The sequence below is a fragment of the Stenotrophomonas sp. YJH_SMC_127 genome (genome assembly GCF_059372445.1).
Genome location: NZ_JCAFVO010000008.1, coordinates 129,643 through 147,818 on the forward strand (window position 1 = coordinate 129,643; position 18,176 = coordinate 147,818).

Sequence of the window (18,176 nt, forward strand, 5' to 3'; positions counted from 1 at the left end):
GCATCTGCGACGACGTGCACGCATTCTGAATCCAGTCAGGCATCTGAAATCCTCGCTCGCGTAGCATGCAGTTCCCGATGGGGCCGATGGACGGCCCCGCGTTGACGGGCCACGTGCCTGGATGCCAAGGAGATGCAAGCAATGCAGGGAACAAACCACCTTCCAGCGGCCCCCCGCGAAACGTTCGGCAGGGCCGGGGCCATCGCGCTTGCGCTGGCCCTGGGCCTCAGCCTGGCAGCATGTCAGGCCAAGAGCCCGGAGGCGGATACGGCAGCTGCCCCCGCGCCCGCCGCGCCCGCCACCGCATCGCCGCCCGCCACTGCAGAGCCTGCACGCGCAGCACCTGCCACGACAGCGGCCGATGCCGATGATCAGGACATGCCGCCGCAGCGCCCGGATGATTCCTACAACAAAGCCACGCTGCGGCCGCAGTACGCCACGTGCGTGAACTCCAGCGGCGGCGAGACCCCCGCACTGCAGGCGTGTGGCGATGAGGAGCTTGCCTGGCAGGAGCAGCGACTCGAGCAGGCCTTCATGAAGATCGTCGACGGTCCCGATGGCAAGGACAAGGACAGGCTGATGGACGAGCAGGCCGCCTACATGTCCGATACCAATCGCTACTGCAGCTGGAACCCTGCCGAAGACGGGCAGGGGCAGATGCTGGACGCGCAGTCCTGCCGGATCAATCGCACCGCCAACCGTGCCGACGTGCTGCAGGCACTGACCTCGAAGTAATTCCCCCGCAAAGGAGTGCAGGAAAATGGATGTTGTGACCCAGGCAAAGCAGGCAATGGACAACTGGCATCGCGGCCAGACGTCGGCGCATTTCGAAACCGGAGGTCGCGGCCCCGGCCACGTTTCCACCGGCAGGGGCGACCATGGCGGCGTGTCGTATGGCAGCTACCAGTACGCCACCAACGTTGGCGGCGTGGATGAGTACGTCGCCGCCTCGCGCTATGGCAACCGCTTCAACGGCCTGCAGGCAGGAACCCCGGCCTTCACCGAACGCTGGAAGGAAGTGGCGGCCGCCGATCCGGCAGGGTTTGCCAGGGACCAGCACGACTTCATCCAGCACAAGTACTACGACGTGCAGATGGGCCGCCTGAAGGATGTGGGCATCGATCTCTCCGGCCGTGGTGCGGCCGTGCAGGATGCGCTGTGGAGTACCTCGGTGCAGTACCGCGGCATGACCCGGTCGGTGTTCCAGAAGGGCCTGCAGCAGGCCTATGGCGAAGACTTCAAGCTGACTGAGCTGAGCGACGAGCAGATTGTCCGCGCGGTGCAGGACTACAAGCACGCCAATGTGCAGGTGCACTTCCAGAGCTCGCCCACCCTGTGGGATTCGCTGCGTGATCGTGCGCTCACCGAGAAGACCGCACTGGTCGGGCTGGCGCGCTACGACCAGGTCAACCACAACCCCGAGGCTTACCGGGGCAAGGATTACCAGCAGGTGTTCGGTGAACCTGAGCCCGGCCAGCGCGGCCAGCGTGCGGCCGCATCGGCGATGGCCGACGGCGTGCTGGCACCCGGCGAGCGCGGTACCGAGGTCCAGGCCCTGCAGGCCAAGCTGATCCAGGCCGGCCATACCGGTCGCAACGGGCAACCGCTGACAGCCGATAGCCACTACGGTGCCAATACCGAGCATGCAGTGCGCGAGTTCCAGCAGGCGCATGGGCTGACCGTCGATGGCAAGGCCGGCCGGCAGACCCTGCAGGCCCTGGATACGGCGGTACGCGAGCACACGCCGGCGCAGCCTGTGGCACCGGTCACTCCTGCTGCGGCACCCGCGCCCGCGACTGCGCGGGAACCCGATGCCGCCGCCGCGCCCGGTGGCCAACGCATCGTCGTGGTCGAACCCTTTGGCAACGGCAGCAGCAACCGCACACTGCGCCATGGCACCAGTGGCGAGGATGCCTATCGCGAACTGAAGATCCATCACCCCAACACCAATGCCGAGGCCGTGCGCACCGGCAATGCCGCCAAGGCTGACCGCCCGTCGGCCATGGTCGAGGGCGAACTGGAAACGGTACGGACCCGCGGTGATCGCAACGGCATCCCGCTGGTGCACAAGGATCTGATCCTGAGCAATGCGCGCGGCGACCGGGAGGTGATGATTCCCAATCCGGTCGCCGGGTATGTCCAGGTCAACAATGACAAGTGGAATTCGATCAGCATCTGGAGCCATCCGGCCGGGCATCCGCAGCGCGAACTGGTCGGGCAGGTGCTGCACGGTGCGCGTGGAACCACCCCTTACAAGACCGGTGATTTCGTCGAGTACGGTGCGCCGTTGATCCGCCAGTCCGATGCCGGTACCCCGGGTGCCGTGCACGCGCATATCGAGCTCGAGCCCGATCAGTACCGCAGGTTCCTGGGTGACATGCTCAACGACCGCATCACCCTGGGCGGCAAGGTCCACGCGCAGGGCCCCGAGGCCGCGCAGGCCGCACGCAGTGCACAGCAGGCGCCGATGGCCGATGGCGTGCTGAAGCAGGGCGAGCGCGGCGATGAGGTCAAGGCCCTGCAGGGCAAGCTGGCGGCGCTGGGCTACGCCGGGGCCGACGGCAAGCCGCTGCACGCCGATGGCGTGTATGGCAAGGACACCTTTGCAGCGGTCAAGCAGTTCCAGGCCAACAATGGCCTGGACGACGATGGCAAGGCCGGCCGCAGGACCCTGGCGCAGGTCGATGCCCCCAACGCGGTGAAGGCCGGTATCGCGCCGGCGGCACCGGCCCAGGCCGAACCTGCAGCGCCGGCCAGCATGCGCGACGCCGGGCATGCCGACAACGCGCGCTTCGGCCAGGCTTTGGACAGGCTGCAGGCGCTCGAACAGCAGCGCGCCCAGGCCGGCCTGAAGCCGCTGTTCGCCAACCCGCAGGAAGCCGAACGAGCGGCTGGCCAGCTGGCCTACGAAAGCAAGGTGTCCGGCATGCGCCAGATCGACCATGTCGTGGCCCGCCCGGACGGCACCGGCCTGTTCGCGGTGCAGGGCGAGCTGGGTGACCCGGCAGCGCAGCGGACCTTCGTCGACCGCCAGCAGGCGGTGTCGCACTCGGTCGAGGCCAGCAGCCGGCAGAGCGAAGCGCTGGACAGTCAGTTCAACCAGCGTGCGCAGGAACAGCAGCAGGAACAGGTGCGCAACCGCGGGTTGTAAGCCACGCGGTGTCCCCGGGGCCGGTCGAGCGGCCAGCCCCGGAGCCACCCGCCGCCATTCAGCCGTCCGGTGTAAACTATTGATCTCACTGGCAATGCCAGTCTCCACGATCAACACCCCGATGACGTCCGCCACCGCCCGTTACGCCGATTCCCTGCGCCTGTCCGTTGCCCCCATGATGGACTGGACCGATCGCCATTGCCGCGTGTTCCATCGCGTGCTGGCACCGGGTGTGCGCCTGTACACGGAAATGGTGCACGCCAACGCGGTCATCCACGGCGATCGCGCGCGCCTGCTCGGCTTCGACCGCAGCGAACAGCCGCTGGCGCTGCAGCTGGGGGGCAGCGATCCCGCGCTGCTGGCGCAGGCTGCGCGCATCGCTGCCGACTGGGGCTACGACGAGGTCAACCTCAACTGCGGCTGCCCGTCCGACCGCGTGCAGGCCGGGCGCTTCGGCGCCTGCCTGATGCGCGAGCCGATGCTCGTGGCCGAGTGCGTGGCGGCGATGGTCGATGCCGTCGAGATCCCGGTGACGGTGAAGTGCCGCCTGGGCGTGGACGAGGACAACGACTACGACGTGTTCGCCGCCTTCGTCGACCGCCAGGTCGCCGCAGGTGCCGCGATGGTGGTGGTGCACGCGCGCAACGCGTGGCTGAAGGGCCTGTCGCCGAAGGAGAACCGCGAGGTTCCGCCGCTGAAGTACGACTGGGCCTACCGCCTGAAACAGGAGCGCCCGGCGCTGCCGGTGGTGCTCAACGGCGGCCTGGCCAGCGTCGAGGCGGTGCAGGCGCAGGCCGCGCACGTCGATGGCGTGATGCTGGGCCGCGCGGCCTACCACGATCCCTACCTGCTGCATCAGCTGGAGGCGCTGCAGACCGGCGCCCCGCTGCAGGCCCGCGGCGACCTGCTGCGCGCGCTGCGTCCCTACGTGGAAGCGCGCCTGGGCGAAGGCCTGGCGCTGAAGCACATCACCCGCCACCTGCTCGGCCTGTTCCATGGCCAGCCCGGTGGCCGCGCATTCCGCCAGGTGCTGAGCGAGGGCGCACACCGCCCGGGCGCCGATTGGAGCCTGGTCGAGCAGGCGCTTGCCGCGACCGAACGCGACGCTGATCGCGCCGCAGCGTGACCGCTGTCACATTCCTGACTTGACAAGGCGCGGCGATTCGTTCCGAATGTTCACCTAGCTGAACATCGCGGGGTCGCGGCCGGAAAAGTTCAGACCGGATTCACTGCCCCAAACCAAGAATTTGCAAAGGATTTGTAAAGCGCCGGGCCCCGAACCCGGCATCCGGATTTACGACTTTTGAACGAATCGCCGTGCTCGGCTAGGATCGCATCGATGTCTTCCGCTCCCTTCCATCGCCGCATTGCCCTGGCCACCTGCGTGGTCCTGTCGGCCGTGCCGCTGTCGTCGGCGCTGGCACAGCAGCCGCCGCGGGGTGAGCAGGGGCGTGCGGAGATGATGGAGCGGGGCGAGCGCGGCAACCGTGGCGACGAGCGTTCGCTGTCCGATGCCGTGCGCCGCGTGCAGCGCACCACGGGTGGTCACATCCTCGGTGCCGAGCGCGTGCCGTTCGATGGTCGTGATATCAACCGGGTGAAGTACATGGACGACCGGGGCCGGGTCCGCTACATGGACGACCCCGCCCCGTCGCGTTCACAGCCGCGCACGCCGCGGTCGGATATGTCATCACTACGCGGCGATAACCCCTGAACAGGGATAGTTGTCGCTATCAACCCGTACCCCACAGGCCTCCGGGCCACACCCAGGACACTAGGGAGAGTTCATGCGTATCCTTCTGGTCGAAGACGAAGCCCCGCTGCGTGAGACCCTGGCAGCCCGGCTCAAGCGCGAAGGCTTTGCCGTCGATGCTGCGCAGGACGGCGAGGAAGGCCTCTACATGGGGCGCGAAGTTCCGTTCGATGTCGGCATCATCGACCTGGGCCTGCCCAAGATGTCGGGCATGGAGCTGATCAAGGCCCTGCGTGATGAAGGCAAGAAGTTCCCGGTGCTGATCCTGACCGCGCGTTCGAGCTGGCAGGACAAGGTCGAGGGCCTGAAGCAGGGTGCCGACGATTACCTGGTCAAGCCGTTCCACGTCGAAGAGCTGCTGGCCCGCGTCAACGCGTTGCTGCGCCGCGCCGCCGGCTGGAGCAAGCCGACCCTGGAATGCGGCCCGGTCGCATTGGACCTCGCCGCCCAGACCGTCAGCGTGGCCGGCAGCAATGTCGACCTGACCAGCTACGAGTACAAGGTGCTGGAGTACCTGATGATGCATGCCGGTGAACTGGTCTCCAAGGCCGACCTCACCGAGCACATCTACCAGCAGGACTTCGACCGCGACTCGAACGTGCTGGAAGTGTTCATCGGCCGCCTGCGCAAGAAGCTGGACCCGGATGGCGAACTGAAGCCGATCGAGACCGTACGCGGTCGCGGCTACCGTTTCGCGATCCCGCGCAACGAGGGCTGAGCCGGCTCACCCTGGCGATAACACGATGTCCGGCCGTCTGTGGTTCTTCCGACGCTGGCGGCCGCGCTCACTGCAGGCGCGCCAGATGCTCGCCGCGTCCGTGGGCCTGGTGGCGTTCCTGGCCCTGGCCGGTTACGCGCTCGACGCCGCCTTCGCCGATACGGCGAAGGCAAACCTGCGCGAGCGCCTGAAGAACTACGCCACCTCATACGCGGCCGGCATCGACTTCACCCGTGACCGCTCGCTGTATATCCGCGAGCAGCCGCCGGATTCGCGCTTCGACGTGCCGGGCAGTGGCCTGTACCTGCAGGTGGTGATGCCGCACGGCAAGGGCAATTCGATGTCCGCCGAAGGCCCGATGCTGCCCACCGTGGGCGGCGGCCTGCTGGCACCGCGCCAGGAAGTGTTCGAAGGCCCGCTGCCGATGATCCAGATCGACGGCAGCCAGGGCTCGGTGTACCGCTATGGCCTGGGCTTGGTGTGGGGCGCCGATGCCGACCCCGCCACCGAATTCCCGTACACCATCTATGTGATGGAAGACTCGCGCGCGCTGGGTGCCCAGCTGCGCGTGTTCCGTGGCCGCGTCTGGTTCTACCTGGGCGGCATCGGCCTGATCCTGCTGCTGCTGCAGACCGTCATCCTGCAGTGGAGCCTGCGCCCGTTGCGCCGGGTGATCACCGAGTTGACCAAGGTGCAGCGCGGCGAGACCGAGCGCATGAGCGAGCGCCACCCGCGCGAGCTGGAACCGCTGACCGACAGCATCAACGCCTTCATCGAAAGCGAGCGCGAGAACCTCGAGCGCCAGCGCAACACCCTGGCCGACCTGGCGCACAGCCTGAAAACGCCGATTGCCGTGTTGCGCACGCAGATGGACAGCGGTGCCGGCGACGGCGCGCTGCGCGAAGAACTGGACGTGCAGTTGCAGCGCATGAACAACCTGGTTTCGTACCAGCTGGCGCGCGCGGCCTCCTCGGGCCACAAGCTGTTCTCCGCGCCGCTGCCGATCGAGTCCAATGCCGAGGAAATCGTGCGTGGGCTGGAAAAGGTCTACGCTTCCAAGGGCGTGCTGTGCGAATTCGATATCGATCCGGCCGCACGCTTCCACGGCGAACCGGGCGACCTGCAGGAACTGCTCGGCAACCTGCTGGAGAACGCCTTCAAGTGGGCCAACCGCCGCGTGCTGCTGACCGCGCAGCCGCTGCCGGCCCCGAACGCGCGCCGCGCCGGCCTGCTGCTGGCGGTGGATGACGACGGCCCGGGCATTGCCCCGGACGACATCGGCAAGGTGCTGCAGCGTGGCGTGCGTGGCGACGAGCGCGTGCAGGGCCACGGCATCGGCCTGTCGATCGTGCAGGACCTGATCAAGGATTACCGCGGCGAACTGACCGTGGGCCGTTCGGCCGAACTGGGCGGCGCCCGCTTCGAAGTGCGCCTGCCGCCAGGGCCGTAAGCCTCGTTGATCGGTAGTGCTGGCCGCTGGCCGGCAACCAAGCAATGCCATCGAAGATCATGAGGTTGCCGGCCAGCGGCCGGCACTACCGCATTGCGATCCTGGGCGGCTCGCCGTAGAACCGTCGCAGCTGCGCCGCCACCTCCGGCAACGCCTGCTGCAGCAGATCCGGTGCCGAGAAGTGGTACTCGCTGGCCACCGCGAAGAACTCTTCCGGCGCCTCGGCCGCATACGGATCGATCAGCGTCTCTTCGCCTGCGTCCACCTGCGCACAGAACGCGTCGTAGGCGCGCTGGAACGTGCCCGCCCACTCGCGCTGCCATTCGCGCGGCAGCGGCGGCGTACCATCCATCGCACCATCGAGCGCATCCAGCTTGTGCACCATCTCGTGCACCGCCACGCAGTAGCCCTCGTGCGGCGCCGCCAGGTCGGCCTGCACATCGGCCCAGGACAGGATCAACGGACCGCTGTCCCACGACTCGCCGATCAGCTCGTCATCCCACTCGTGCAGCACGCCAGCCGCATCCATGTGGCTGCGGTGCACGCGGAAGGCATCGGGGTAGACGATCAGCTGCGACCAGCCCTCCAGCCCCACCTCACCGAACGCCAGCAGCGGCAGGCAGCACAGCGCGGCCAGCAGCACGCCGTCACCGGCCTGCAGCTGCAGCTCACCGATCGGGGTGATGGTCTTCTCGTGCAGGAAGCGCGTGGCCAGTACGCGCAGGCGCGCGCGGCGTTCGTCGTCCAGTCCGTGCAGCCAGGCCGCGCGGCGGCAGGCGTGTTCCCACAGTGCATCGTCGATCGGCCGCGGCGTAGGCCGCAGCCACTGCAGCAACGACTTGATCAGCGGAACATTCCCGGCAGGTAGCTGTGCCACTTCGGCGCACGGATGCGCTGCAGCACGTCATCGTCGCTGCCGCCGCCCCCGGTGCTGGTGGCACTGCTGGCCGCAGGGCGTACCGGTGCCGGCTTGGTGGTCGCAGCCGAGGCAGTCGCGGTCGGCGCGCGCTGCGAGGCGGCATCACCGTTGGAGGACACGCAGGCGCCGCGGCTGTCGTCCAGCGCTGCCGTCGCAGACGCCGCGAAGGGCATCATCAGCAGTATCAGGCAATGGGCATAACGGCGCATTGACGACATCCACGTTAAGGGAGGGTGAGTTCCCGATTCTAGCCCGAACCCGGCGCCCCGTTGGAAGCCCCCGCGGAACCCAGCGTGGCGGGCGTCGCTGGCGGCTTTCCCGCATAATTCCTGCCTGACTTCGTGGAAGCTGCCGTGGACGATCGCCAATTGCTGGCCAAACTCGCTGCCGGTCGCCTGTCCGGCGACGCCCTGGCCCGTGAGCTGGGCCAGACCCGTGCGGCTATTTGGAAGCGTATTCAAGGGCTTAGGGCCGCCGGTGTGGATGTCGAGGGCCGTGCCGGCGAGGGCTATGGCCTGACCCGCCCGGTTGACCTGCTGGACCCGGCGGCGATCCGTGGTGGCCTGCCGGCCGGGGTCCTGCCGCTGCTGCACGACCTGCAGGTGGCTTGGACGGTGGACTCCACCAACGCTGAATTGCTGCGGTGCAGCGCGCCCCAGCGCGGGGTCAGCGTGCTGCTGGCCGAACGCCAGACCGGTGGCCGTGGCCGTCGTGGCCGCACCTGGGCCTCGCCGCTGGCCGCGCATATCTACCTGTCGGTGCTGCGCCTGTACTCCGGTGGCCTCGGCCGCCTGGCCGGGCTGAGCCTGGTGGCCGGCATCGCCGTGGCTGAAGCGCTGCACGACCTGGGCTATGCCCAGGCACAGCTGAAGTGGCCGAACGACCTGATCGTCGATGGCAAGCGCAAGCTGGTCGGCCTGCTCGCAGAGGGCGGTGGCGAATACGCCGGCCCGGCGCGCGCGGTGATCGGCATCGGCATCAACACGCACATGCCGCCGTCGTTCGCCGAGCAGATCAGCCAGCCGTGGGTGGACCTGGACACCCTGGCCGGCAAGCCGGTGGACCGCAACGTGGTCGTTGCCGCCGTGCTGGCCCGTCTGCTGCCGGCGCTGGAGGAATTCGATCGCGAAGGCCTCGCTCCGTTCCTGCCGCGCTACGCCGCCTTCGACATGCTGGCCGGCCGCGAAGTACGCGTGGAACTGGACGGGCAGTGGCAGCACGGTACCGCGCTTGGCCTGGCCGATGACGGCGCATTGCGCGTGCGCATCGATGGCCAGGAACGCCTGCTGCACGCCGGCGAAGTCAGCGTGAGGGCAGCATGAGCGATTGGTTGTTCGACCTCGGCAACTCGCGCTTCAAGTTCGCGCCGTTGCAGGGTGATCGTGCCGGTGACGTGCAGGCCTGGGCGCATGGCGCCGAAGGCATGGCCGGGCAGCCGCCGCACAGCCTGCCCAGCGGTACCACCGCGTTCGTGGCCAGCGTGGCCGCACCCTCGCTGACCAGCGCCATGCTGGACCAGCTGCAACGCCGCTTCGAAAACGTGCACGTGGTGCGCACCAGCGCCGAATGCGCCGGTGTGCGCATTGCCTACGCCAAGCCGGAAAAGTTCGGCGTCGACCGCTTCCTGGCCCTGCTGGCTGCCGCAAAGGCACAGCGCCCGGTGCTGGTGGTCGGCGTGGGCACCGCGCTGACGCTTGACCTGCTCGACGCCGACGGCCAGCACCATGGTGGCCGCATTTCCGCGTCGCCCACGACCATGCGCGAAGCGCTGCACGCCCGCGCCGTGCAGCTGCCGGCTACCGGCGGCGACTACAGCGAGTTCGCCAACGACACCGCCGATGCGCTGGCCTCCGGTTGCGATGGCGCTGCGGTGGCGCTGATTGAACGCAGTGCGCAGCAGGCGCACGCGCTGCTGGGCGTAGCGCCCTCGCTGCTGGTGCACGGCGGCGGCGCACCGGCGCTGATGCCGCTGCTGCCTGGCGCCGACTACCACCCGTCGCTGGTGCTGGATGGCCTCGCCCGCTGGGCGGTGCACCAGCCCGCAGGCTAGTATCCGCGCATGCTGACCCGTGCCCTGATCGTCGTACTGGCCGTTCTCAATCTTGGCGTCGCCTGCTGGTGGCTGCTGCGCGATGCACCGCAGAAGCCTGCGCCGCCGCCGCAACCCGCTGGTGTGGCCGAGCTGCGCTGGGTGCCCGGTGGCGCGGATGCCAATGCCGCAGCCGAGGCCACCGCCGCCGCCCCGACCGCACCGCTGATGGAGCGCGAACCGGCCGCGAAGACCGCAGTGGCTGCGACGCCTGCACCCGCGCCGGCCGGGCCGGCCAAGCCCGAAGTTTCCAAGCCGCAGACGGCTGACGTTACGCCGATTGCTGCCGCTGCCAAGCCGGCAGCACCGCCTGCACCCGTTCCGGCACCGGAAAAGCCCGTAACCCCGCCCGCGGCCGCCGAGCCGCCGCGCTGCGTCGCGCTGGGCCCGTTCGCCGACCGCGCCGCCGCGACCGGTGCGCAAGGCAAGGCCGGCGCGCTGCTCAGCCAGGCGCGCCTGCGCGAACAGCCCGCTGCCAGCGGCAGCGCCCGTTACCGGGTGATGCTGCCGGCCGCCGCCAACCGTGATGAAGCGCAGGCCACCGTGAAACGTATCGTCGCCGCCGGCCTGAGCGACTACTACATCATCAGCCAGGGCGAGGAGGCCAACGCCGTGGCGCTGGGCCAGTACCGCAACCGCGAAGGCGCCGAGCGCCGCATGGCAGCGGTGCAGGCCGCCGGCTTCCAGCCGCGCCTGGTCGCCAGCGGCGACGCCGGCCAGTGGTGGCTGGAAGCGCAACTGGCGCCGGGCACGCAGCCGGCCCAGGCCCAGCAGCGCAGCGGGGCGGCACAGAGCCGGTCGCTGGAATGCACGCGGTTGCGCTAGAATCCCCGGACCACGGCGATGCCGCCGGTGCACCACCCATGCCGCTTTAGCTCAGTTGGTAGAGCAACTGTCTTGTAAACAGTAGGTCATCCGTTCGATTCGGATAAGCGGCACCATCCCCATGAGTCAGTGCCTCTTTGCGCTGCTCCAGGTACTCGCCCAGTGGTTCGAAAGGCGGTACACCCGGTGCCTCGGCAGTACTACCTTGAGAATGATGGTCCGTCCTGCGCATGGACCTGCTGCGCTGACTGCTGTTCAAGATTTGCTGCCAATGAATCAGCGCGATGAAGTGACTCTGCTTCAGGCGCGCGGAGCGCGTCCATCGTATTCATGGTTCCACGGCGTTGGGCAGGATCGTCCATCGCTCCCTCGACGATGAATACTCTCTCGCCACGTGCAAGGGACTCTGTCGGGTTGTTCACTACAACGTGGTCAACTCTTGAAAGCCCTTGCTCCTTCGCGAGCACCAGCAAACTCGCGGACATGCGTTGACTCGACTCATCCCACTGCTTCCCGCTCTCGGCATCCAGGCGTTCCACACCCGCTCTTATCTGCTTATAGAGAGAACGGTCAGCATCGCAGAGTTCAGCTACTGAGAAGGTAGCTCGTTGCAGCGAAAGTGCGTCGTCGGCGACCACGGCGACTCTTTCCGCAGCCGAAGTGCGCTCGGCGTCAAGTTCTGGCTCGGGCCTACGTCGACGCTGCGTGGGTCCTATGTGCTGATCATAGTGCGCGCCATAGTAAAGCTCGTATGTCGCATGAGGACCAACAGAAGGAGCCTCTGTTTTGAACACTTCAGCGATCTGTCCAAGCGCTTGGTTTCGATTGATCCGCCCGGCCTGGAGTTCAACGGCAATAGCTCCATACTGTTGTGGACGATTACCCGTGCCGGACACACCAATGTCCGGCCCACCAGCTGCAATGAGTTCACGCTGGACCTGGACATTACTGAGCGTCGCAGCTGCTTCTCCGCGTAGCAGGGTGTTTACATAGGATTGCTTGGACGTCGGATCGGGACGTTCAGTGAAGAGATGGTGCCCCACTTCATGGGAAAGAGAGCGCGCGATTCTGGGGCCTTGCCCAACGGCGTTCTCGTCAATAACGATCTTCTCACCGGGAACAAGATAGGTGCCCCTACCGGCTTGTCCCCAGACAACATCCACATCGTCGCGCTCGGCCTGTGCGAGACCCGCCCGAAGTGTTGGGGATTTCGCCAGAAGCGGCGCCAACGAAGGGTCAGCCAACGGGGACTCCGGCCGACGTACGGGTCCTGGGCGAGGCCCCTCCTGCGGCTGCGGCAGTTCAGAGTCTTCAGTACGTTCCATGTTCGAGCTCCTGCCCAGGGGGTCAACGCTGACTGATCAATACGTGGGTCAATGTCGCATTGTCAGGGGCCAGAGTGAGTACAACCTCAGCCCCGTTGACCGGCGCGGTCCAGTAAGGGAGGGAGTCAGGGGCATCAGGCCGAGGTGGATACTGCGCCGTTCCCTCCCAGATGACTTCTTTGAGCGCGACGCTCGGTGGCGCGACATCGAAGGTCAGCTTCGCCTGCGCAGGATTATCGACAGCACTTCTCAGTGTGATGTTCCGAACTTCAAGGCCGCCCAACATTCCACGTTCTGCGGTTCGCTCGTCTCTCAGGCCCTGCCGAGCCGGTTTTCCAAGATGCGTGTGAAGCTGTTCGTTCAATGCATCGATATCGCCAAAACGCACATTGGACAATCGCTCGATGCTGTTCTTGAATCGCTCCATACCAGCTTCACTCCCTGATTTGATGGCCTGTCTTTGATTCACATGATCTGATGGGGGCGACGTCGCGGCGCTCGAACATGCTGTCAGCACAAGCGCCGGAATAACGATCGCGAGGCGACGACGCGCTGCGATCCAGAGGCGGCGCCGACGTCCGCGTTTTGATGAAGAATCGCATTTCTCGACCCACGCATCCATGAAAGCATCTCTCGCGCCAATGTCACGCTCTTGAATCTAGCACAGCGTTTTGTGAGTACGGATCGGGTTCCCGTGAAAAATGAGCTACTGAAAACGCACCCGGTTCCACTTTCCAGTTTGAAAAACGGGGCGTCAGCTGCGAGGGAGGAAACATCAGACGGAAGGCCGAGCACACCTCCATGCGGGCAATCCGATAGTTGAAAGACTGTAGCCGGTAGGCTACAGTCCTCCATGAAGATCCAGCGTACCCGTCAGTTCGCGACATGGATTGACGCTCTCAAGGACGTAACTGCACGCGCTCGCATCCTGGCTCGCATCGGTCGGCTCGCCGAAGGCCAGCCGGGTGATCACCGCTATCTGGGGGACGGTATTTCCGAACTGCGTATCGATGCAGGGCCGGGCTACCGCCTGTACTACACCCAGCGCGGCAGGCAGTTGCTGATTCTTTTGGTCGGAGGTGACAAAAGCTCACAGCAACGCGATATCGAAAAGGCCAGGGAGATTGCACTTGCCCTGTGAGCTTCGAACCGGCTGTAGTCGAAACGAATCAATACCGAAGTACTGGAGCTGTTCCATCATGGCCACTAAGAAAAAAGTCGAACTCAAAGCATTTGATGTGGCCGAACATCTTCGGACACCCGAAGAAATGGCCGCCTATCTCGACGCCTGCATCGACGAAAGCGACGGCGATTCCGCGTTCATCGCCAAGGCGCTCGGCGACATCGCGCGCGCTCAGGGTATGAGCAAGGTTGCGCGTGCGGCAGGCCTGTCACGCGAGAGTCTGTATCGCGCACTGTCCGGTGAGCGCAGCCCTGATTTCGCGACCATCCTGAAGGTGACCCGGGCCCTGGGTGTGCGATTGCACGCCAGCGCGGCATAAGCGCATGCGCCGATCATGATGCGTCGGCACCGCGTCGGTCGAAGGCGGTGGAACGAAAATGAAGGAACCGCCTTTCGCCAGTTTTCTCGCCCCAACCCGCTGAGCCAGCTCAATGCATGACGTGGGCAAATCCATCGATCAACGCCGCACAGACACTGCGACCGCCGCAGCCTCAGCTACGCACCTGCAACGCCACATACTCCGCCAGCCCCCGGCAGGCCAGCATCAGTCCTTCGCGCGTGCCATCGCCGATATCGTCCTTCTCTTCCCCGTCCACGCGCACGCGTTCGGCGGCGTGATACAGCTCCAACAACGACACCAGACCCACCGCAGCGCGATCCCGGCGTGCGGCGGCCACGGCCTGGCCGGGTGTGCTGGCGGGCCCCGTCCACGGCTGTCCATCGGCGGCATCACCGGCGCGGATGCGCTGCAGGCAGCTGGGAAGATTGATCGGCGCGGCTGCCTCGTTGGCGGCGGCGAAAGCGGCTTCCAACGGCTGCGCCAGTTCGGGTGGCAGGCGCCGGGCGGCCTCGCCCAGGGTGGCGGTCAGGTAGGGGTGGTGAGTTCTGGACATGCGGGCATCCTCGTCAGGAACAGAGGTGCCACCGGAGAAGGGTGGCGGGCGATACGTGGTTTCCAATCCCGGGACTGAATGAGCCGGTGGGCACGAGGCCCCCACGCACCGCCCGCCGTCGATCGGCGAACGGATTGCCAGCCGGCGCCGCTTTTGAGAAGTCGACGCCGGCTGGCAAGCGTATACAGCTTTCAGTCTTCGGGTTGGAAATCCCGGCCACCCCGCTGAAGGTGGCAATTCATCATGCGCATGCGAAATCACCGCCTGCCAGTCGTTTGTTTCGATGGCATCGGGTGATCTGAAAGGAAAAATGAATTATCGCGTTTGGCCTGTTTCGAGCAGTGCAATGCCAGAAGCGACAGTTCGCGCAGTGCCGCGAACCACGATACATCCGGCTGTGCCATTGCTGTCGCACGGCCCATCGCGGCCCATCGTGGCCCACGACGTAAAGCTGGCTTAACCGCCCCGGCAGGGCTCCAGGAACACCCTATCAGACCTGAATCCCCAAGCGCGCCGCCGGGTTCTTGATATTCCTCACGGACAGGCCGCAGCGCCCCACCGCATACTGCCGCTACACGCCCACCCTGGGCCCCTTCGGGATCCGCACATGCGTCGCCATGCCCTGTCGCTCTCCGTCGCACTGGTGTCCACCGCTTTCGTGGCCCCGGCCATGGCCGCGGTGCCGTTCTTCAACGCCAGCTGCCCGGGCGGTATCGATGTGCACGCCGACGAAGGCGGCCCCGTCTACGTGCAGGGCCGCGAGGCGGCGCTGAAACGCTTCAACGACCGCTACGTCGAAGCGCGCGATGCCAGCAGTGGCATCACGTTGTCGATCAGCCGCAGCGACGACGGCACGCCGCAGATCAGCTATACCGGCCGTGGCGGCGCCAATGGCATCTGCAAGGTCAGTGCCAGCGGAACGCCCGCGCCGGCGGAGCATCGCGACCGCCGCCACCACGATGAAGACAACGATGCGGCGCTGCCACGCGAGGTGACCTGCGAATCCACCGACCAGCAGCAGGTGTCGTGCGACATGGATACGCGCGGCAACGTGGAGATGGTGCGCCAGCTGAGCCACACCCGCTGCGAACAAGGGCAGAACTGGGGCCTGTCGCGGCACTCGGTATGGGTGAACGGCGGGTGCCGGGCGGTGTTCCGCAATGTGTCCAAGGTGGCGTACAGCGCGCCGGCGGGCGATACCGCGCTGGGTTCCTGCAACATGCGCAAGGGCGCGCAGGGCATGCTGGTGACCCAGATGCCGGTGGGCAGCGATTACCAGGAACTGATCATCGATTATCCCGATGGCCGCTTCCTGTGCATGATGCGCAACAACGGCCAGGTGCAGAGCCTGACGCCGGTTCGTCGCCGCGGCGGTTGAGGTGCCGCGGCGGCAAACCCGCCGTCGGCCGCGTGTCTGAAGGGGGCAATGCGGCACGCGTTGCCCCCGTCCCGTTACTGCTGGTTTACCGGGTCATTTCCCTTCTTGTAGGTGTACCCGGTGACATCCCAGCCGCCGCCATGGCCGGACGAGGGTTCCACCCAGGTGAATTCCCACGTCTGCAGGGAGCCGTCGGGAAGCAGGTTCTCCACCCGGTAGATCTCACCGGGAATGCCCTGCTCCGGCAGCTTGCCGGGAATCGATTCATCCGAGCGTGCAGACGCGCGCCCTACGGAGAACGCACGCCGTTCCACCTGTACGTTGCCGTAGCCCTGTGGGGCGAACGACGGCTTTACCCGCTGCGCCACCCAGTCGAGCACCTGGCGTGCGCTCGCCGTCTGCATGGGATACGCGTCGGTGGTCACCGTATGCGTGATGCGTTGCGAGGAGGCATTGGCAGCTGCCGGAGACAGTCCGCCCAGGGCAATTGCCAGTACCGCAAATCCATTGAGTGCATGTTTCATGTGCGTCGTTCTCCAGGGTTGGGGAAATGAAGCCGCACCGTCCGGGTGCCGACGCAGAGTGGACACAAGGACCGCCGTGGGTAAGAGGCGATGCCGACTCGGGTGTGAAGTGGATCAAGGAAGGGCGGGTTCCTGACCGCTCAGCGCTGGAATGCCTGACGGGGGCGCCTTTGTGCTCGCGGCGATCCGGGCATTGCCCTGCTGCACCGCCGCGAGTGGTGTCACACAGCTCTGGCTAGACTGTGCTTCTTTTTCCCCACCGCAGGAGGCACCCATGGCCCATCCCATCTCCGTATCCCTGATTGGCGTTCCCACCGACGTCGGTGCGGGCCATCGCGGTGCACGGCTGGGGCCGGAGGCGCTGCGCGTGGCGGGCCTGCCGGAGGCGCTGGAAGCGCGTGGTGTGGACGTGCGTGACGTGGGCAATCTGGATGGCCCGCGCAACCCGTGGACCGCGCCGGTGGAAGGCTACCGCCATCTGGATGAAGTGGTGGCGTGGAACCATGCACTGATGGAAGCCAGCTACGCCGAGCTGCAGGCCGGCCGCATGCCCATCATGCTCGGCGGCGACCACTGCCTGGGGATCGGTTCGATCACCGCCGTCGCGCGCTGGTGCCGCGAGCAGGGCAAGACCCTGCGCGTGCTGTGGCTGGATGCGCACTCGGATTTCAACACCAGCGATGTCACCCCGTCGGGCAACATCCACGGCATGCCGGTGGCCTGCCTGTGCGGCCTCGGCCCGGAGGCGCTGACCCACCTGGGCGGCAGCGCACCGGCGATCACCCCGGCGCAGATGCACCAGATCGGCATCCGCTCGGTGGACCCTGAGGAGAAGCGCCTGATCAAGACCCACAAGGTGGATGTGTACGACATGCGCTACATCGATGAGAACGGCATGAAGCGCGCGGTGGAGGCGGCGCTGGCCGGCATCGATGAGAACACCCACCTGCATGTCAGCTTCGATGTGGACTTCCTCGACCCGAGCATCGCACCGGGCGTGGGCACCACGGTGCCGGGTGGGGTGAACTACCGCGAGGCGCAGCTGGTGATGGAGATGATCGCCGACACCGGGCGCATGGGATCGCTGGACATCGTCGAGCTCAACCCCTTGCTGGACAAGCAGAATGCCACCGCCGAACTGGCCGTGGACCTGGTCGAAAGCCTGTTCGGCAAGTCCACCCTGATGCGCGACTGAGGGCCTGGCCTGAACGGATCGCCGATCCGTTCACACCCGCTCCACGCCGCTGCCGCCAGATTGCACTTCACGCGGCGGCGGTGGCAGTGTGCCCTCCCGCCGAGCGACAGAACCCCATCCGCGAATGAAGCGGTGTAGCGGCGAACCCAAGGAGAAGCCCATGAAGCGCGTAGTTGCCCTGATGCTGTTGTCGATGTTCTCGGTGGCCCTGCTGGCCGGTTGCAATACCGTTGCCGGTGCCGGCAAGGACGTGCAGAAGGCCGGTGAAAAAGTTGAGGACGCCGCCAAGGGCAAGTGAGCCCGGCGCGGATTGGAAAGCGAAAAGGCCGGGAATCTTCCCGGCCTTTTTTGTGCGCGCTGTTTGCCGCATGGCTGTCGAAGCGGAGTGAACCATTCAAGCAGGTGAGCATGTATTTCATTGCCGGTTGACCGGTACTCAACAGCCGCTGCGCGAAGCTGGAGCCACGGTAAGAACGCCGTTGCAACCAAGGACTCCCAGCAATGAACAAAGACATCATTTCCGGCAAGTGGTCGCAGCTGAAGGGCAAGGCCCAGGCCAAGTGGGGCGATCTGACCAACGACGACTTCGATGTGGCCGAAGGTAACGCCGAGTATCTGGCCGGCCGCCTGCAGGAACGTTATGGCTGGGCCAAGGACCGCGCGGAGAAGGAAGTGCGCGAGTTCCAGGACGCGGTGAGCAAGGACTACCCGGACTACAAGTAAGCGCTTCGGTTTCCCCACAACACGACGCCCGCACCGTGAGGTTGCGGGCG

21 protein-coding genes and 1 tRNA gene are annotated in these 18,176 nt (G+C 66.2%); 16 read left to right on the forward strand and 6 right to left on the reverse strand.

The genetic code is table 11. The annotated features are described in order from the left end of the window. Positions 1 to 378: 378 nt before the first annotated feature. From AC5QAB_RS17070 to AC5QAB_RS17095, 6 genes are all read left to right on the forward strand, one after another. On the forward strand, positions 379 to 735 hold the full coding sequence (locus AC5QAB_RS17070; protein ID WP_065428057.1) for a lysozyme inhibitor LprI family protein: 357 nt from the start codon (positions 379 to 381) through the stop codon (positions 733 to 735). A gap of 25 nt (positions 736 to 760) precedes the next feature. Further along, positions 761 to 3,151 (forward strand): VgrG-related protein, encoded by a 2,391-nt coding sequence (locus tag AC5QAB_RS17075; RefSeq protein WP_197561473.1) that lies wholly within the window; start codon positions 761 to 763, stop codon positions 3,149 to 3,151. A 94-nt stretch (positions 3,152 to 3,245) separates the two neighbouring features. After that, the gene (gene dusA, locus AC5QAB_RS17080) at positions 3,246 to 4,277 is read left to right on the forward strand and encodes a tRNA dihydrouridine(20/20a) synthase DusA (protein ID WP_049441831.1); all 1,032 of its coding nucleotides are present in this window, start codon (positions 3,246 to 3,248) and stop codon (positions 4,275 to 4,277) included. A gap of 213 nt (positions 4,278 to 4,490) precedes the next feature. After that, positions 4,491 to 4,865 carry a hypothetical protein gene (locus AC5QAB_RS17085; protein WP_014645619.1) on the forward strand — a complete coding sequence of 125 codons (375 nt, stop codon included), beginning with the start codon at positions 4,491 to 4,493 and terminating at the stop codon, positions 4,863 to 4,865. Positions 4,866 to 4,938: 73 nt separating this feature from the next. Beyond that, positions 4,939 to 5,622 carry a response regulator transcription factor gene (locus AC5QAB_RS17090; protein ID WP_004136763.1) on the forward strand — a complete coding sequence of 228 codons (684 nt, stop codon included), beginning with the start codon at positions 4,939 to 4,941 and terminating at the stop codon, positions 5,620 to 5,622. Positions 5,623 to 5,647: 25 nt separating this feature from the next. Beyond that, a complete protein-coding gene (locus AC5QAB_RS17095; protein ID WP_014645620.1) occupies positions 5,648 to 7,072 on the forward strand; it encodes an ATP-binding protein in 1,425 nt (474 codons plus the stop codon). An 85-nt stretch (positions 7,073 to 7,157) separates the two neighbouring features. On the opposite strand, the gene AC5QAB_RS17100 is transcribed toward AC5QAB_RS17095, so the two are convergent. Then, complete coding sequence (locus tag AC5QAB_RS17100) at positions 7,158 to 7,949, reverse strand: M90 family metallopeptidase (protein ID WP_195840011.1); 792 nt, start codon at positions 7,947 to 7,949, stop codon at positions 7,158 to 7,160. Further along, positions 7,916 to 8,200: a hypothetical protein gene (locus tag AC5QAB_RS17105; protein WP_014645622.1), complete on the reverse strand. Its 285-nt coding sequence runs from the start codon at positions 8,198 to 8,200 to the stop codon at positions 7,916 to 7,918. The genes AC5QAB_RS17100 and AC5QAB_RS17105 overlap by 34 nt, the downstream gene beginning before the upstream one ends. A gap of 144 nt (positions 8,201 to 8,344) precedes the next feature. Between AC5QAB_RS17105 and birA the strand changes: the two genes are divergently transcribed. The 4 genes from birA to AC5QAB_RS17125 all read left to right on the forward strand — a co-directional run bounded on the left by birA (position 8,345) and on the right by AC5QAB_RS17125 (position 11,021). Beyond that, on the forward strand, positions 8,345 to 9,313 hold the full coding sequence (gene birA, locus AC5QAB_RS17110) for a bifunctional biotin--[acetyl-CoA-carboxylase] ligase/biotin operon repressor BirA (RefSeq protein WP_046428093.1): 969 nt from the start codon (positions 8,345 to 8,347) through the stop codon (positions 9,311 to 9,313). Next, entirely contained in the window at positions 9,310 to 10,041 is a 732-nt protein-coding gene (locus AC5QAB_RS17115; RefSeq protein ID WP_049441835.1) for a type III pantothenate kinase, read from the forward strand. The genes birA and AC5QAB_RS17115 overlap by 4 nt, the downstream gene beginning before the upstream one ends. Before the next feature lie 9 nt (positions 10,042 to 10,050). Further along, positions 10,051 to 10,905: an SPOR domain-containing protein gene (locus tag AC5QAB_RS17120; protein ID WP_049441837.1), complete on the forward strand. Its 855-nt coding sequence runs from the start codon at positions 10,051 to 10,053 to the stop codon at positions 10,903 to 10,905. Between the two features lie 40 nt (positions 10,906 to 10,945). Further along, a tRNA-Thr gene (locus tag AC5QAB_RS17125) sits at positions 10,946 to 11,021 on the forward strand. Between the two features lie 84 nt (positions 11,022 to 11,105). Here AC5QAB_RS17125 and AC5QAB_RS17130 read toward each other — a convergent pair. Next, positions 11,106 to 12,230: an XVIPCD domain-containing protein gene (locus AC5QAB_RS17130; protein WP_495233512.1), complete on the reverse strand. Its 1,125-nt coding sequence runs from the start codon at positions 12,228 to 12,230 to the stop codon at positions 11,106 to 11,108. A 22-nt stretch (positions 12,231 to 12,252) separates the two neighbouring features. Then, positions 12,253 to 12,852: a hypothetical protein gene (locus AC5QAB_RS17135; RefSeq protein ID WP_141098883.1), complete on the reverse strand. Its 600-nt coding sequence runs from the start codon at positions 12,850 to 12,852 to the stop codon at positions 12,253 to 12,255. Positions 12,853 to 13,083: 231 nt separating this feature from the next. Between AC5QAB_RS17135 and AC5QAB_RS17140 the strand changes: the two genes are divergently transcribed. Both AC5QAB_RS17140 and AC5QAB_RS17145 read left to right on the forward strand, forming a co-directional pair. Continuing rightward, positions 13,084 to 13,371, forward strand: a complete 288-nt coding sequence (locus AC5QAB_RS17140) for a type II toxin-antitoxin system RelE/ParE family toxin (RefSeq protein WP_129407413.1) — start codon at positions 13,084 to 13,086, stop codon at positions 13,369 to 13,371. A gap of 58 nt (positions 13,372 to 13,429) precedes the next feature. Then, the gene (locus tag AC5QAB_RS17145) at positions 13,430 to 13,732 is read left to right on the forward strand and encodes an addiction module antidote protein (RefSeq protein ID WP_032956253.1); all 303 of its coding nucleotides are present in this window, start codon (positions 13,430 to 13,432) and stop codon (positions 13,730 to 13,732) included. Between the two features lie 172 nt (positions 13,733 to 13,904). On the opposite strand, the gene AC5QAB_RS17150 is transcribed toward AC5QAB_RS17145, so the two are convergent. Next, on the reverse strand, positions 13,905 to 14,306 hold the full coding sequence (locus AC5QAB_RS17150; protein ID WP_197561969.1) for a hypothetical protein: 402 nt from the start codon (positions 14,304 to 14,306) through the stop codon (positions 13,905 to 13,907). A 607-nt stretch (positions 14,307 to 14,913) separates the two neighbouring features. Between AC5QAB_RS17150 and AC5QAB_RS17155 the strand changes: the two genes are divergently transcribed. Then, on the forward strand, positions 14,914 to 15,684 hold the full coding sequence (locus AC5QAB_RS17155; RefSeq protein ID WP_197561970.1) for a DUF3011 domain-containing protein: 771 nt from the start codon (positions 14,914 to 14,916) through the stop codon (positions 15,682 to 15,684). A 74-nt stretch (positions 15,685 to 15,758) separates the two neighbouring features. On the opposite strand, the gene AC5QAB_RS17160 is transcribed toward AC5QAB_RS17155, so the two are convergent. Continuing rightward, the gene (locus AC5QAB_RS17160; protein WP_129407568.1) at positions 15,759 to 16,208 is read right to left on the reverse strand and encodes a hypothetical protein; all 450 of its coding nucleotides are present in this window, start codon (positions 16,206 to 16,208) and stop codon (positions 15,759 to 15,761) included. Between the two features lie 274 nt (positions 16,209 to 16,482). On the opposite strand from AC5QAB_RS17160, the gene rocF reads away from it, so the two are divergent. From rocF to AC5QAB_RS17175, 3 genes are all read left to right on the forward strand, one after another. Next, the gene (gene rocF, locus AC5QAB_RS17165) at positions 16,483 to 17,403 is read left to right on the forward strand and encodes an arginase (RefSeq protein ID WP_032956249.1); all 921 of its coding nucleotides are present in this window, start codon (positions 16,483 to 16,485) and stop codon (positions 17,401 to 17,403) included. Positions 17,404 to 17,563: 160 nt separating this feature from the next. After that, positions 17,564 to 17,701: an entericidin A/B family lipoprotein gene (locus AC5QAB_RS17170; RefSeq protein ID WP_014035659.1), complete on the forward strand. Its 138-nt coding sequence runs from the start codon at positions 17,564 to 17,566 to the stop codon at positions 17,699 to 17,701. Positions 17,702 to 17,904: 203 nt separating this feature from the next. Further along, positions 17,905 to 18,126, forward strand: coding sequence for a CsbD family protein (locus AC5QAB_RS17175; protein WP_004153772.1), 222 nt, complete (start codon positions 17,905 to 17,907; stop codon positions 18,124 to 18,126). Positions 18,127 to 18,176 lie beyond the last annotated feature (50 nt).